Source organism: Acidovorax sp. SRI_002, assembly GCF_057586455.1.
Genome location: NZ_JBYCZW010000006.1, coordinates 322,620 through 336,971, shown reverse-complemented (window position 1 = coordinate 336,971; position 14,352 = coordinate 322,620). Strand labels below are relative to the sequence as shown.

The 14,352-nt window shown below is 59.0% G+C and carries 15 protein-coding genes; all 15 read right to left on the bottom strand.

Translation table 11 applies throughout. The annotated features are described in order from the left end of the window. Positions 1–18: 18 nt before the first annotated feature. The gene (locus tag AC2YJX_RS18450; protein ID WP_487256897.1) at positions 19–1,131 is read right to left on the bottom strand and encodes an FG-GAP repeat domain-containing protein; all 1,113 of its coding nucleotides are present in this window, start codon (positions 1,129–1,131) and stop codon (positions 19–21) included. Positions 1,132–1,261: 130 nt separating this feature from the next. Further along, positions 1,262–2,209: a hypothetical protein gene (locus AC2YJX_RS18445; RefSeq protein WP_487256896.1), complete on the bottom strand. Its 948-nt coding sequence runs from the start codon at positions 2,207–2,209 to the stop codon at positions 1,262–1,264. A 172-nt stretch (positions 2,210–2,381) separates the two neighbouring features. After that, positions 2,382–2,834 carry a hypothetical protein gene (locus tag AC2YJX_RS18440; RefSeq protein ID WP_487256895.1) on the bottom strand — a complete coding sequence of 151 codons (453 nt, stop codon included), beginning with the start codon at positions 2,832–2,834 and terminating at the stop codon, positions 2,382–2,384. A 74-nt stretch (positions 2,835–2,908) separates the two neighbouring features. Continuing rightward, on the bottom strand, positions 2,909–5,305 hold the full coding sequence (gene gspD, locus AC2YJX_RS18435) for a type II secretion system secretin GspD (protein ID WP_487256894.1): 2,397 nt from the start codon (positions 5,303–5,305) through the stop codon (positions 2,909–2,911). 36 nt (positions 5,306–5,341) lie between these two features. Further along, positions 5,342–5,845, bottom strand: coding sequence for a hypothetical protein (locus AC2YJX_RS18430; RefSeq protein ID WP_228897412.1), 504 nt, complete (start codon positions 5,843–5,845; stop codon positions 5,342–5,344). Continuing rightward, positions 5,842–6,396: a type II secretion system protein GspM gene (gene gspM, locus AC2YJX_RS18425; RefSeq protein ID WP_199727039.1), complete on the bottom strand. Its 555-nt coding sequence runs from the start codon at positions 6,394–6,396 to the stop codon at positions 5,842–5,844. Before gspM ends, AC2YJX_RS18430 begins: the two co-directional genes overlap by 4 nt. Beyond that, complete coding sequence (locus AC2YJX_RS18420; RefSeq protein ID WP_121422237.1) at positions 6,393–7,394, bottom strand: PilN domain-containing protein; 1,002 nt, start codon at positions 7,392–7,394, stop codon at positions 6,393–6,395. Before AC2YJX_RS18420 ends, gspM begins: the two co-directional genes overlap by 4 nt. After that, positions 7,391–8,305 (bottom strand): type II secretion system minor pseudopilin, encoded by a 915-nt coding sequence (locus AC2YJX_RS18415; protein WP_121422236.1) that lies wholly within the window; start codon positions 8,303–8,305, stop codon positions 7,391–7,393. The genes AC2YJX_RS18420 and AC2YJX_RS18415 overlap by 4 nt, the downstream gene beginning before the upstream one ends. Beyond that, positions 8,305–8,949 carry a prepilin-type N-terminal cleavage/methylation domain-containing protein gene (locus tag AC2YJX_RS18410; protein ID WP_487256893.1) on the bottom strand — a complete coding sequence of 215 codons (645 nt, stop codon included), beginning with the start codon at positions 8,947–8,949 and terminating at the stop codon, positions 8,305–8,307. The genes AC2YJX_RS18415 and AC2YJX_RS18410 overlap by 1 nt, the downstream gene beginning before the upstream one ends. Further along, a complete protein-coding gene (locus AC2YJX_RS18405) occupies positions 8,913–9,365 on the bottom strand; it encodes a type IV pilus modification PilV family protein (protein ID WP_055396819.1) in 453 nt (150 codons plus the stop codon). The genes AC2YJX_RS18410 and AC2YJX_RS18405 overlap by 37 nt, the downstream gene beginning before the upstream one ends. Beyond that, a complete protein-coding gene (locus AC2YJX_RS18400; RefSeq protein ID WP_121422234.1) occupies positions 9,362–9,856 on the bottom strand; it encodes a GspH/FimT family pseudopilin in 495 nt (164 codons plus the stop codon). Before AC2YJX_RS18400 ends, AC2YJX_RS18405 begins: the two co-directional genes overlap by 4 nt. A 50-nt stretch (positions 9,857–9,906) precedes the next feature. Next, positions 9,907–10,350, bottom strand: a complete 444-nt coding sequence (gene gspG, locus AC2YJX_RS18395; protein ID WP_055396821.1) for a type II secretion system major pseudopilin GspG — start codon at positions 10,348–10,350, stop codon at positions 9,907–9,909. Positions 10,351–10,376: 26 nt separating this feature from the next. Continuing rightward, entirely contained in the window at positions 10,377–11,585 is a 1,209-nt protein-coding gene (locus AC2YJX_RS18390) for a type II secretion system F family protein (protein WP_121422233.1), read from the bottom strand. After that, positions 11,578–13,296 (bottom strand): GspE/PulE family protein, encoded by a 1,719-nt coding sequence (locus tag AC2YJX_RS18385; protein WP_487256892.1) that lies wholly within the window; start codon positions 13,294–13,296, stop codon positions 11,578–11,580. The genes AC2YJX_RS18390 and AC2YJX_RS18385 overlap by 8 nt, the downstream gene beginning before the upstream one ends. Before the next feature lie 72 nt (positions 13,297–13,368). Then, positions 13,369–14,307 carry a glycosyltransferase family 2 protein gene (locus tag AC2YJX_RS18380; protein WP_487256891.1) on the bottom strand — a complete coding sequence of 313 codons (939 nt, stop codon included), beginning with the start codon at positions 14,305–14,307 and terminating at the stop codon, positions 13,369–13,371. Between the last annotated feature and the right edge of the window lie 45 nt (positions 14,308–14,352).

Genomic DNA, 14,352 nt, shown 5'->3' with positions numbered 1-14,352 from the left:
TTTAAGAAGAACACACACTCAAAGGCGCTCAGCCGCACGGTCCCACAGCGGGCCGTAAATTACATCCACCACGGTATCCACCGAGTTGAGCACTACCAGATCACGTTCACCATCACCATCCAGGTCAATCAGCTGCAAGCCGGTAGAGAACCCACTGGTCTTCAACCACCGTGTTTCAAGCACCTTGGCGTCGGCATCAAGACGCTGCAGATAAAGCTTTGCATCTTCACCCCAAACCACAAGATCGTCGGACAACGGCGCTACCGAAACACTGCCGGTCAGAGGGGACTGGATCCATTGGAGTTCCCCGCTTTGCATGTTGATGCGGGCGTTGCGCGAACCCGTCTCTAACGACACATACAGCCAATGGCCTGACGGTGACGGCCGGGCCTGGCGTGCGATGGCAGCAAAGCTTGCGAGAACACGCGGTGTTGCCAGCAAATCCGCATCAGACACAACCACTACCTTGCGATCATCCAAACACGCCACCGCAATACCCCCCCCTTGTGTGCCAGGAAGTTTGCTCACGCGCACTGGATGCCACGGAGCCTCGCACCAGCGGGTTTTTTTTGACGTAGCGGCCTGGCGATTGTCCTCATGCCAGTCGATCCACGACACTTCCTTACCACTGTAAGGCGTCGCCAGGAATTTGTACTGCCCTTGCGAGGCGTTGACCAGAATCACATCTCGCGGCGCAAAACCCACGACCGCCTGGTGGACACGCACCATGCGCTCACCCTCAATGCGGAAGATATCCAAACTACCCGTGGTCTCCACCGCCGCTGCAACCAAGCTGTCTGACAACCAGATCGCAGAGTCTGGGTGATACGCCACCGTTTGGCGATCCAACAACCTCGAGGCTCTGCCATCAATTTTGTGCAACGCCACCTTCCCTTCCTCATGCTCAATCAGCACGAGGCGGCAACCCATGGCAGTGGAACAACGCGCTTCCCCCCCCCACACCATGGGGGCTTCGATCTTGATACGGTCGCCCCCACCTTGGGGCGCCTGTACGGCCGGGGATGCTGCAGCCCCAGCCCCTGCGACTAGCTGCATCTGACAACCCGCAATCATCACCAGGCACGCCACCACACCGAACCAGCGAAAGTGAACAGAACGAGACAATTTCATGAAAACTCCACAAGCAAAAAAAATGGCGCCAGTTTGGCGCCATTTTTTTTGGCAACACCCCAAAGGGTATTGCCAAGTTTTATTTCCTTTGTTGCATGCAGCACCAAGGCGCTACATGCATCAAGAAATATTAGTTGTGCGAACCGAGAACCGATTGCACAGCACCGAAAGCAGGTGCGCTGATCAGGCTGTACGTGAACACGGAACCGCCCAGGGAGAACAGCGACTGACCAGAAGTACCTGGGTAGTCAGATGGCTCAGCAGCCACGGGAGCCCACTCGATGAAACCATCGGTGAAGTTGGCAGGACGGCCAGGGATGGTTTCTGGGTTGAAGAACGACAGTTCGGCTTCAGCCAGAGCGAAGTTCACCGACTTACGGTTTTGAGCCGCGTCGTACATGTTGACCGTGTGGGTACCACGCTGGTCACCAGTCGACCACACCACGATGCGGGTTTCCAGACCAGCATTCAGAGCGGCGTCAACTGCATAGCGCATGCTGAAGGCAGGCGTAGCCGAAGGACCAGCCGTCACAGCACGTGCACCAGCAACAGACAGCAGGTTCAATGGACCCAGGGTCGTCAGGTCAGAGCCAGTAGCCAGGGTCAGAGGACCGTCGATGACTGGAACGAATGCCACGTCTTGAGCAGTGGTGTTCACTTGGAAAGCATTGGCACCAATAGCGCCCGTGCCCATGCCAGCAGCAGCATTGCTAACAGCGCAAGCGCCAGCAGCGGTCGTGGAAGCAGTGTTAGCACCCACAGCGAACACCAGGTAACCACGGGTACCAGCCAGGCCGGTGCCGGATTGTTGCGACCAGATGAAGGGCTCGTAGTCCTTGTTGGTCAGAGGGAAGCAACCGTCGGTCACGTGGTTGGAGTTCGCGTCGAAGAACGTCCAGAACACAGGCACAACGTTACCGGTTTGGTTGATGATACCCACAGCGGTGGTATCGGTGTCGCCGTTGTGGATCACGTTAGGAACCACGAAACCATTGCTGAACGTACCCACGGTGTACGCCTGCGCCACACCAGCACTCAGCGCAGCGGCTGCAACGGCTGCCATTGCAAATTTTTTCATCTTCTCAGTCCTTAGATAATTGAAGGAAGCTTTCCCACCCTGTGCGGGATCTGCAACCCATCCGTACTCCGTTTGGGTTGATGCAATCTTATACTGATACCTTTGATTTTTTCAACCTATTTCCACGAGAAACCCACTGCATGCTCGTTTGTTGCACTCAAACAACGAAGTATCACTGGGCTGTTGGAAACATGACACTACGGCGCTGCACATGGTGCCACACGCCATCGATGCGGCGCCATTCGTCTTCGGCGACAGCCTCTTGCTTTTTCACGCGCAGCAATGGCAACGAGTAGCGCATCCACACATTGACCAGTGCGCGGTCGCCTTCAATGCTGCGTACGCCACGGACCTCTACGGCGTCAAAGGCAATGCCACCACGCTTGAGGTAGGCCTCGAGCGTTGCATTCGGGTCTTTGGACAGCTCCTCATAGGCCCAAGCGCCTACACGGTCATTTTTCTGAATGAGCCCCCAATACGCTTTTGCGCGCGTTAGAAGTGCTGCCTGGTCATCTTCAGCCGACACCACAGCACCACCAGTGGCGGCACAGCCCACCAGCACCGCCAAAACCGCAGGCGCTGCCAAGGTCGCGACGAGATGACGACGGGTAACAGGTTTTGCCATGTAAAGAATCTCCTGATTGACTATCTATATATGGGATACGCTACGCTGGCTAGGGCCATAGCAGCCAGGCGCAGTCACCGCGAAGGTTGCAACTGGGCATCTGGGGGGCGGAAACTCATGGGTTGGGCCTGCAAGGACAAGGAGCGCATGCGTTCGCGCATCTCCGCACTGGCCGAACGCAATTGGTCATCGTCCTCCAAGGCTCGGGGCGTCATTAGGACTAGCAGCTCCGTGCGGTTGCGGTCATTTTTCGTATTTGAAAACAAGGCTCCCAACAATGGGACGTCTGCAAGCCCCGGCAAACCGGCACGGCTGTTGGTATCATTTTCACGGATCAACCCACCCAGAACGATGGACTCGCCGGAACGCACTGCGACACGCGTTTGTATTTGCCGGGTCTGAAAGGACCTCTGACTTGTCACAACGTCCCTCTCACCCACATCTGTGACTTGCTGAGAGATATCCATAGAGATCAACCCCCCGGCATTGACAGATGGCGTTACGGAGAGCAGCACCCCTGTGTCTTTATATGTAATGGACTGAGTAATGAAATTACTGCCCGTAGCGGCCGCCGTTGAAGTCAGAATGGGTTGTTGCTGTCCGACCTGAATGTTGGCGGTGTGATTGTTCAAAACCAAGATCGATGGACTGGACAACAACCGCACCTGCGATTTTGTGGAAACGGCGTTCAGCGTGGCGCGAACCACATCCGCCTTGCTGATGGTGTACGAAAAACCAGGCACTTTGGGGCCTATCCCGCTAGTGTCGAGGTCCAAAAGCGCCCCACCTTGACGCCCCCTGCTAAGACCGTTTTGCAAGTACCACTCAACGCCATATTCCAGGTTGCCCGTGAGGCTCACCTCCACGATGCTGGCCTCAATCAACACCTGCATTGGAGCCCTATCCAGCTCGCGCAATGCCTGCTCGATGCGGCGGTATTCGGTGCGCGGCGCGCGAATCAGGAGTGCATTGCGCTTCTCGTCCGCAACCACACGCACGTTGCCATCCAGTTGACTCGTTGACGTAAGGGATGTGTTGTTCGAAGAAGTTCTGTTTCCGCCAGCACCCAGCGCTGCGTTCATAGGACTACTGCCAGTGCCAGTGCCGGAACTGCTGCTATTGCCATAGAGGCCGCTGGAACTGCCCGTATTGCCAGTGCTGCCCGTACCCAGACCGGAGCCCCCCGCCCCCCGTGAGAACTGCGTGGGCGCCGAGCCCGCCGCGACACCACCCGAGCCGGTTTGCCCGGACTGCCCGCCAAAAAGGCCATTGAGCATTTCCGCCAGCTGCAATGCCGACCCGTTTTGCACCGGATACACAAACAGGCTGGCCTCCAGCGTATCGGTGGGACGGTCCAGGCGACGGATCCAGGTTTCCACTTGGGCCAATAAATGACTGCGCGGCGTGACCACCACCAGGGCATTCAGGCGCTCAACGGGAAAGACGCGAATCAAGCCACCCAAAGGGGTCGCCATCTGGGCGCCGGCACCGCTGGCACCACCAGTTGCGGCCGCACCACCTGCAGCAGCACCCGACGTGCTAGGCGCCCCCCCCGCAGGTGCGGCACCAGCCCCCCCATAGGGATCGGAGGATTTGTCGGAGCCTAGCATCGCCTGCAGGGCATCCCGTACCACGTTGACGTTGGCGTTTTCCAACACGAACACACCCAGCGACATGCCAGAGAGAAAGTCCACGTCGAACGCTTCCACCATTTCCAGCCAACCACCCAACTGGGCCTTGCTGCCCTGCAGCACCAGCAGGTTGCGCAGGGAGTCCACGTAGACGATGGCCTCACGGGGTGCGATAGGCGCCAGAATCTTGGCCATCTCGGCCGCTGCAATGTGGTTCAAGGGAACGATAACCGTCCCGGCACCCGACAGATCCTTGAATTTGGACGCCCCCACCACCGGGCGCGCGCCCACGGTAACGGTACGCTTGGTCACATGGTAGACCCCCGCGTTGTCACGGACGATGGCCAAGTCGTGGGGCAACAACACCGCATCCAGCACATCCAGAACCTGACTGCGCAGCAGCGGCTGGCGCGTATGCAGACTCACCACCGTTTCGCCACCAGCGTCGATGGTGTAGTTGAGCTTGAGCAGGTCTCCTAGCAACGCTGTAGCCAAGTTGCTGACAGTGACATTCTCGAAATTGAGTGCCACCTTGTCGCCCTTGGCAAGCACGGGATCGATCGCAGGCGCCTTGTCGCGCTTGAAAAACTGGTCGTTGCCAGGATAAAGCTTGGTGCTGGAAGAAGCATTCTTTTGCGCCTGCTCCTTGGGCGCTGACGCTGCCGGTGCAGGGCCTGGCGCCACTGGCGCAGCCGCAGCTGCAACAGGCTGCGATGGCCCCGGTGCTCCGCCAACTGCGACCTTGGAGTCCGCAACTCCGGACGCCGCAGGACCTCCCTGCGTGCTGGCACAGCCTGCCGCCAGCAATGCGAGCAAGAGGATGGATGGCCGAATATTCATAGAGATAGCTCCAATATTGGGGTACGCCGCTAGGGCTTATTGATTTGTTGCAGGCCTGCGCAGGCGGTCACCGATCGGTCCGGCTTTCACGGCCGCCGCACTTCCCGCTTCCAGCGGGCGCTCTACACGTTGGTCATCAGCTGACACAAAGAGAGCCTTGCGGCCATCAAAGGACTCAACTCGCCAGGGTTTGGTTTCCCCGGTGATCTTGAGGGTGCTGCCATCGGGGCGCTGCAAGATGGCCACACGCTCCTTGCCAGACTCAAATACTGCAGTGAGGCGCGCCTGCAGCAACTCCGTGACCAAACTGGTCTTTTTTTCTTCCACCGCCACCGGGCGCCGCGATGCCCACAACAAGGGGCGCTCCACTGCCTGCTTTGCCCGGACCTTGATCACAGGGGGCATGGGCTCAACCTTTGGAAGATCGGGCCGGCGCGCTTGCGGCGGGTTCCAGCGCTCTTTTTCGGTATGCCACCAGTAAGCGCTCGCAGCCACAGCTACGGCACCCAGGACGGGGCCGACGTACCAAGGTTTGATCATGGCTTGGCCTTTTCTGGTGCCAAGGGGGCCTCCAGCTGCAAAGACAGGCGTGCATTTTGCGGACCCGCGCCAGAACTTGCCCCCTCACGCGTGATGTTGGCGGTGCGCACCCAGAAAGGAGGGCGGTGCGTCTGAAGACTTTCCATAAAACTCACCAACTTGACCCATTCACCATTCACGGTTGCCGTCAAGCGTATGCGCGCCAGCTTGCCATCCACCCCAGGTTCCAGTGCGACTTGGGACGAAACCAGCGTGCCGCCAGAAGCCATGATCATCTGGCGAAGCTTCTGCTGGATATCGTTTTGAGAAGTTTCGCCAGCAGGGTGCACCAGCGGGGCCACTGTACTGCTTGCAGCGCTGAGCAGGGTTTCGATTTCAGCGCCGGCGTTCACCACCCCTTCCAGGCGTTCGCTGCGGGGCTCCAGTTGTTGCAGGGCGTTGTTGTAACGCGCCCAGAGAGTGCTGTAAATCAGAGCGGCACAAGCCAAGGCGCCAACAAACAGCACCAGCAGCAAAACCACCGAATGACGGCGCCATACATTCATTTTCATGGTTTTGCTCCCTCGCCCCGCCAGCGCATTTCAAACGTGAAGCGCTCTTTATTCAGCGTGCCGTCGCGCACACTTGCCCCGGTGGCGCGCACATCCACCAAGCCAGGCTGGCGCCCTAGATGCCCAATAAGTTCGGTAGCGTTAGCCGTCAAGCCCGTGATCCGGATTTCGCTACCGTTGACTTCGATGCGATCCAGCCAGGTGTCGGCAGGAATAGCGGCGGAAAGCGCATCCACGACACTGGCGAGAGGCAGGTCCGTACTGATGTTCTTGCGAAGCTCTTCCGCCAAGTCTGCCTGGCGGCGCAGTTCATCCATCTTCTGGCGCAAGGGAGCCGCCTTGGGCTCCAGCATGTTGACGTGCTCCACAGCGCGGACCACCGCCTGGCGCTTCAAGACCAGAGGCATGAGTGCCGGCAATGACAGTGCGGCGAGCAGGACAAGCACCAGCCCCACCCCCAACCAATCCATCCAACGCTGGCGGTTGTACTGCTTTTGCCACGCCGCTGTACGGACGGGAAGCGCGCGTCCCTGGCGCATCAGATACACAGGGGCATTTTCGGCAAACCCGTGCTGCGTCAATTGCTCGGCCAGGGTGTTGCGTCGGCACATGCCCCACTCCACCATCCAACCACCTTGGGCTTGAGGTTCTGCCCACCATGCCGCCACAATCTGTTCCGGCGGCATGGGAGAGACCCGCCACAGGGCTTCTTCGACGCCGCCTGCCAACGAGCGCCGCGGCATATCCGGCAACTGCACGGTGCCCCAAAGACAGCCGGACTCCGGTACCAGCAGGCTGGAAGCCTTTCGGTTGTTGGCGCGCTTGCGGGCACGGGTTCCAGTGATGGTCCAACGCCCTCCGTCGGACGCAATGGCTGCACTCGCGACTGCAGGCCAGGCGCCATGCTCCATGAGAACGCGCTTGAGATCACCGAAACCCCATGCCATTCGGTCCAGTGTTTTTTGCGCACGAAGAGATAGCTGCCCCCAACCTGTCATGGCTTGAATTCCTGTTCCGACTTGTTTAAGCGGCGTGTCGGCTCCAAAGAGAGCGTTGTCCAGGGCGTCAGACCACCGGGACGCTCGCTGAGATCGATCCATGCCTCACGCTGCCACCAGCGATCACCTTCAGCCCGCACAAAAGCATTGAGGCGCACTGTCAGACCGCCTCCAGCGCGGGCAGGCGAGAAAAATTCGGCTGCAGCTCCTGTCAAAAGCACGCCAGCCCGCGTTTCCGGTGGGGAGTTGTGAATGCGCGCCCCCAAACCTGGCTGTCCCGTGAGGACGTCGATCAGGGCGGGAGGGGCTGAATCGATTTCGATGCGTTGCTGCCCATTGATACCCAAGTGGGGCGCGATTATCTCATAGAGCTCAGACGTCATTCCCAGGACTGATCTCAGTTCCGAAAGGTCATCCAGCGCGCCATTTCGAGGCAGGGAGGGCCAGCCAGCAGCGCGGTATTGGGCAGCCTCAGCCCCGCCCACCCCACCTGGCGTGTCGTCAGGGTCGATGAAGTCCCGCACACGTGAGGTCAAGATGGCAGCCTCCCCCGAGGAGAGCCCTCCAGCTCTTTGAAAGAGCGCCTGCAGCAAAGCTTCGCTGGCGACATTAACGTCTACCAGCCCTCCAGAGGGCGTGATCTCCACCCAGATGTCATTCGACCCCATTGGCAAACGTTGAATGCGGTACCAACTGTCTGCGGTCTTTTCGGTCATCATTCGCTGCGCAGTCAGTTGGATCGCGGCGTCCAGCACGGACTCAGCGCGCAAGCGTTCCAAATCCAGCCCTGCGCGCTGCGTTTGCTGGCGAATCCCCCGTGAACTCGCCATCACCACCAATGACAAGGACGCAACCAGCCACAGCACCAGAATCAGCGCTGCGCCCCGGCTGCCGTGTTTCGACCGCTTCATCACCTTGCCCTCGCGAGAGGGAACACCAGAGGAGGCCAGTCTCCGCGCGCATCGGCAATTTCCACCCGGATACGTGCGGGGTACTGCGCTTTGGCAGAGTCCCATTGCTGAGTCCACAGACCCGTCAGCCCGTCCTGGTAATGCCACTGAAGCGTTCGCACATCCGACAGAAGTGTTTCGCGCAAAGCCTTGCCCCAGTCCAGCGCCATCAGTGCTCCGTCATAAGGAACGGCTTCTACCGACAGATCGACGCGCCCATCGGCATGGCGCAGGGGGCTCATGCGAAATACATAGAGCCCCCCAGCATCCCCCCGCTCCGGCAATGGCGCCACCCAGATCGCACCCGCAGCATTTCCGCTAAAAAAATTCACAAAGATGTTTTCGTCGCGCCGACTCAACAAGCGCAGGGTGTCAAACTTGCGCCCAAGCCATTGGCTGACCACCAACATGCGTTCAGAGCGCTCAATGACGCGCTGGTTGCGCTCTTCCGAACGCCCGATGACTCCCACGCCCGCAAACATCAGAGCGACCACTGCGGACGTCACGGCCAATGCGACCAGCAACTCCAACAAGGTAAAACCATGGGAAGTTTTTCGAAAAGAGTGGGTCATGGTGCAGACCTGTAGGGCTTCCATGTGGTCCATGTGACAGCCGTCACTCCATCTTTACTGACCTCTACGGTCACCCTTGCCGCACGCACAGGTGGCCCGGCCACCGGGCGACCACTCTCGTCCATCATTTGGACCGGTTCGGGCGCCACCTGAATCCGCCAATTCCAATCGCCTGCCCGCCCGGAATCCTGTCGCATCAAATCCTCTGCAAAGGTTCCAGCAGCCACTGCCGACCTGGCCACGAGAGAGGCCTCCACCCGAGCCTCCACATCCACCACATTTTTGGAGCCTTGCCCCACGCTGCGGTAAAGACTTGCCAGCGCAATGGAAGCAATTGCCATGGCGACCAAGGCCTCCAGCAAACTGAACCCCCGTTGATTCCGTGGCGCTCGCCTGAATGACTTGAAAATAGGATCAATCAGGGGCAACAGACAGCACGTCACGGTCATGACTGGGCCGCGACCATGGATTGCTCCACCGTCCCAAGGAGCCAGTTCACGCGAAAGCTGACGCCCTGCCCACCTCTTAGCACTGCAAGCCGTCCGCCACGTGCGCCGCCGTCGGAATTGAACACAAAAATAGGTTCTCCCACGGCAGTTGCAGTTTTGCCAGTCCGCGAATTGCGTTCAATCGCTTCCCACTGGACCACCAGTGATGCAGGCACCTCCAGGGCCAGGCGCCCGTCAACCACCAGCCTGCGAATGTCTGACTGGTAGGTCACGGTCACCGAACGGCCTTCCTGGACGCTGAGCGCACGCGCTTTGTTCAATTGGCTGGAAACATCCCGTACCGTCTGGTTGTAGCGTGACCGCTCCATGTACGCCTGCCCGCCCGCCCCTACCACGGAGACAGTAATGGCAGCCAGCACCAGCACGACCAGCATCTCCAACAACGTGAAGCCACGGATGCGGAGGTCTGACGCCAACAAAGGGCGGCTCATGCGAAACAAGTCACCAGACGGCACTGGGGAGTGGAAAGCGCAACAGAGCGTCAGTTAAAAACGTCCGCGTTCTCACCGTCACCGCCCGGCTTGGCGTCGGACCCCAGAGAGAACACGTCGGGCCCGCCATTGCGTCCCGGGTTTTTGTACAAATAGGCGGCACCCCAAGGATCAGAAGGCAGGCCCTTCTTCAGGTAGGGACCATTCCATCCCTGGGCCGTTGCAGGCCGCTCTGCCAGGGCACGCAGCCCTTCCGCATCATTGGGATAACGGCCGACATCCAGCTTGAAAAGGTCCAGACTCTGCTCAATTTCCGAGATCTGAATGCGGGCCGTCTTGGACTTGGCACCGCCGAGTTGATCAAGCACCTTCGGGCCCACCAGCCCGGCAAGCAACGTCAGAATCACCAGAACCACCAGCAACTCAATCAGCGTGAACCCGGAGGAACGCTGCGCTCGCGCCATTGCTTTGTGTTCAAAATTCACTACATTCATTTCAAAATCTCTCAAATAATCCAGAATCAAATTGTGTCGTTGATCGACAAAACGCCACCCAGAATCGCAATAATAATGAAGGCAACCAAGGCCCCCAAAACAATAATAATCAAGGGCTCCATGGCTGCCAAAACACGCCCCATGGTACGCCGACCTTCATCCTCGTAACGATCTGCCAAACCCAGCAGAGTAATATCAAGCTGCCCTGTTTCCTCAGCAACCCGAATAAGCTGCGGGGTGCTGGATTTCCCGAAGTAAGGAGAGACAAACCCTGTGGAAAGTCGTTTGCCTGTTTTTACAATGCCCACCAGAGGTTCAATATCCTTGCGCAATGCGGTATTGGTCAGTGTGTCCACAGCAATGCGCAACGCATCCACCATGGGTACACCCCGCTGCAGCAAGATGCCGAAGGTGCGGAAATAAATAGCAAACTGCAGATTCCGCAACACCTTGCCGAACAGGGGGAGGTCCAACAGCACACTGTCAACGCGCAACCGCCCCGCAGGCGTCGCGCCCCAGCGGGAGCCCAGGAACAAGACCACCGTCAAGCCTAACAGGATTGCCATCCAGTGCGAGCGGATCAGATCACTGAGATCGACCACCAAGCGCGTGGAGTAAGGCAGTTTGTCGCCCATGGAATCAAAAATTTCCCGAAACTGGGGAACCACAAATGCCAGGAGCATCACGACGGACAGCACCGCAACAATCAGCAAGATGACGGGGTACGTCATGGAGGAAATGACGTAGTTGCGAAGCTTGTCTTCTGCCTCCAGTTGCACTGTGAGTTCTTTCAGAACCACATGCAGCGAACCAGAAGTTTCCCCCGCCCGAATCAGAACCAGATATTGGCGCCCAAGATCCCGCTCAAACGGCAGCAGCGACTGGTACAGAGACTTACCGCCACGCACCCCTTCCTCGACCTTGGCAATGAAGGCTTTCAGCCGCTCCGTGTTGGCCGTCTCCTTGAGCATTACCAGCGCCTTGTCCAGCGGCATGTTGGCCTGCTTGAGGTGGGCCATCTCGCGGCTGAACAAGAGGATCTCGCCACGTTTGAGCTTGCCCCCCCGGCTTTGCGGCTCATCTTGGGCAACTGCTGCCGACTCGTCTGCAATACGAACCGGCGTCACGCCCTGCCCAATGAGTCGCAGTCGCGCGGTCTCCACGTTCAGCGCGCGGATCGTCCCCTGGCAGGCCTTGCCATCGGACGTGATTCCATCGTATTGAAATTCAATCATTTTGACGCGCAACGCGCAGGACTTCTTCCGCAGTCGTCAGACCTTTGAAGACCTTGGTGGCGCCATCCTGCAACAAGTTCCCCCCGGCATAGGCGCCATCTCCGCCCCCCAACGAAGAACCTCTTTCGAGCACCACTTTTTTTACGTCTTCTGACATTACCAGCAATTCATGAACAGCCAACCGCCCTCGGTAGCCGGTCCCCCGGCATGCAGAACAACCGACGGACCGATAGATGACCTGGCCCTCCTCCATGGCCATGCCCAGGGAGGCTGCGGCCGCCTGCGCCTGGTCCGGCAGCAACGGCGCTTTGCATTCCTCACACAGCTTGCGCACCAGGCGCTGCGCCAGCACGCCAATGACGGACGCCGTGATCAGATAGGGCTCCACACCCATGTTGATGAGCCGCACGATGGCCCCGAGCGCGCTGTTGGTGTGCAGGGTGGACATGACCAAGTGGCCCGTCAATGCCGCCTGCACCGCAATTTCTGCGGTTTCGCCATCGCGCATTTCCCCGATCATGATCACATCAGGATCCTGACGGAGAAAGGATCGCAACACCTTCGCAAAGGTCAGCCCGATCTGGGGCTGGACCTGCACCTGGTTGAGCCATTGCAGCCGGTACTCCACCGGATCTTCCACCGTCAGAATCTTGAGGTTCTCGCCCTCCAGTTCCTGCATGGAGGCATACAGCGTGGTGGACTTCCCGGAGCCTGTGGGACCTGTCACCAGAAAGATCCCATGTGGCACGCTGAGCAGCTGACGCATGGTTTTCAAAGTGGGTGGCGTGAAGTGCAGGCTCTCCAACGAGAGCAGGTCGAAGTTCTTTTCCAGCAAGCGCATGACGACCGATTCGCCAAACATGGTGGGAATGGTGGACACGCGAGAGTCCATTTCCTTGCCATGCACGCGCAGCTTGGTGCGCCCGTCCTGCGGCATCCGGCGTTCCGCAATGTCCAGCTGCGAAAGGATCTTGATGCGGGACACCACAGCGGGGGCATCCTTGTTATCAATCTCGTCAATGGGGTACAGCTCGCCGTCCACCCGTATCCGGACCACCGATTTTTCTTCGTAGGTTTCGATGTGAATGTCGGAGGCCTGGGCCGCCACGGCCTGGGAGAGGATATGGCTCACGCGCTGGATGATGGGGGCCTCCGAGGCCATGTCCCTCAGGTGCTCGATGAATTCCGAAGCCTCAAACTGGTCCGCAACGGCTTCTCCTTCCGGCTCCGACTCCTGGACGTACCAGGCATTGAGCTGACTGGATATTTCAGACTCCAGGCCAAAAAAGACCCTGGGCACATCCCCAAAGACCAGGCGCAATGCATCGCGCAATGCCGCGCTCTTCGGATCCACCGATGCGAAATCCGGCGTTAACTCAGCGTCCTCTGCATTTCCCAAAGGAAGCAGGTTGTTGGCCAGCAAAAAGCTGGTGTTCAGCCGCGAAGTTTCCGGCTTTTCCTTCGGGAAAGCATCCTGGCGCACCAAAGGCAATCCGGCCTGCCGGGACAGTGCGGAGTAGACATCCACCTCAGACACCAGCCCCAGACTGATCAGCAGGCGCCCCAGGCGACCGCCCATGGAACGCTGGACCTCTAGCGCCCTCTCCAGGTCATTGCGCGACAACTTCTGGTCCGCAAGGAGCATCTCACCGAGCCTGGGCGCAGCGATATCGACGCTTTCCACTTCACCAATTTCAGCCGAGAGCTTCATTACCAACGCCTTTGAACATTCTTCCAACCACCCAATACCCGGGCCCGACTTGTCTCACTCGGGCGGAGTGAATCACTTGAACCACAGCAAACAGCGGCTTAATCGATCCAATTCGGGGCCCACATAATATTCGCGATACCCAAAAATTCTCGCCCTCAGAGGCCCATCCCTCCACGCAAGGTATTCTGACACGTAGCCTTCATCCAGCCCCAAGGCGCGCAATCGCAGCTGCAGCGCCTGCGCCTGCAGATAGGTAGCCCCACCCAGCACCCGGACACGCCGGACGATCCCCTGGCCATTCGTCAACAGCCGGAGCAAACGCGTCTTCAGGCTACGATCCTTGGCGCCTACCTGGTTGGCGCCATGCTGGCGATACAGGATCAGCGGGGTTGGCACAAAACGCCTATGGCCGCTTCCACTCACCAGGCCACACCACCAGTCGTGCATGATGGTGTCCTGCGGGAGGGGCAAGGCCATTCGCAACAGGGTGCGGTTCACCATCATCGTGCATCCCGTCACCTGGTTCACGCTGAGCAGCGAAAGTGGCGAGCACTGCAGAGGGTCCATACGTTGGTATGTGGCGAAGGACTCCGAAATCACGCCCAAGTGCTCATCCACCACCGTCAGGTCGGAGTGCACCAGACAAGGCAATTCCGCACCACCCTCTTGCTCCATTCGCACCATTTCTTGGAGACACAGCTCGATTTTCGGAGGGAGCCAGACATCGTCCTGGTCCGAGAAAGCAACCCAAGCAGCCACACCATCATGCAGGCTGGCCACCATGAGATTCTCAAAGTTTCGGACCAGCCCTTGCCCATGGTGGGGGTTGGGCACAAGTACCAAACGCTCTCCAAAGCGTACCCGGTAGCTCTCCAGGATTGCAAGCGTGTCATCCGAAGACCCGTCATCGCTGACGAGGAGGCGGAAATTCTGGTGGGTCTGGGCCAACAGCGAATCGAGCTGGGCACGGAGATACTTCGCACCGTTGTACGTAGCCAGCAGCACATCCACCAGCGGTGACTGCGACGGGGCAGCCCCGCCCGCCCCTCCGCGTGA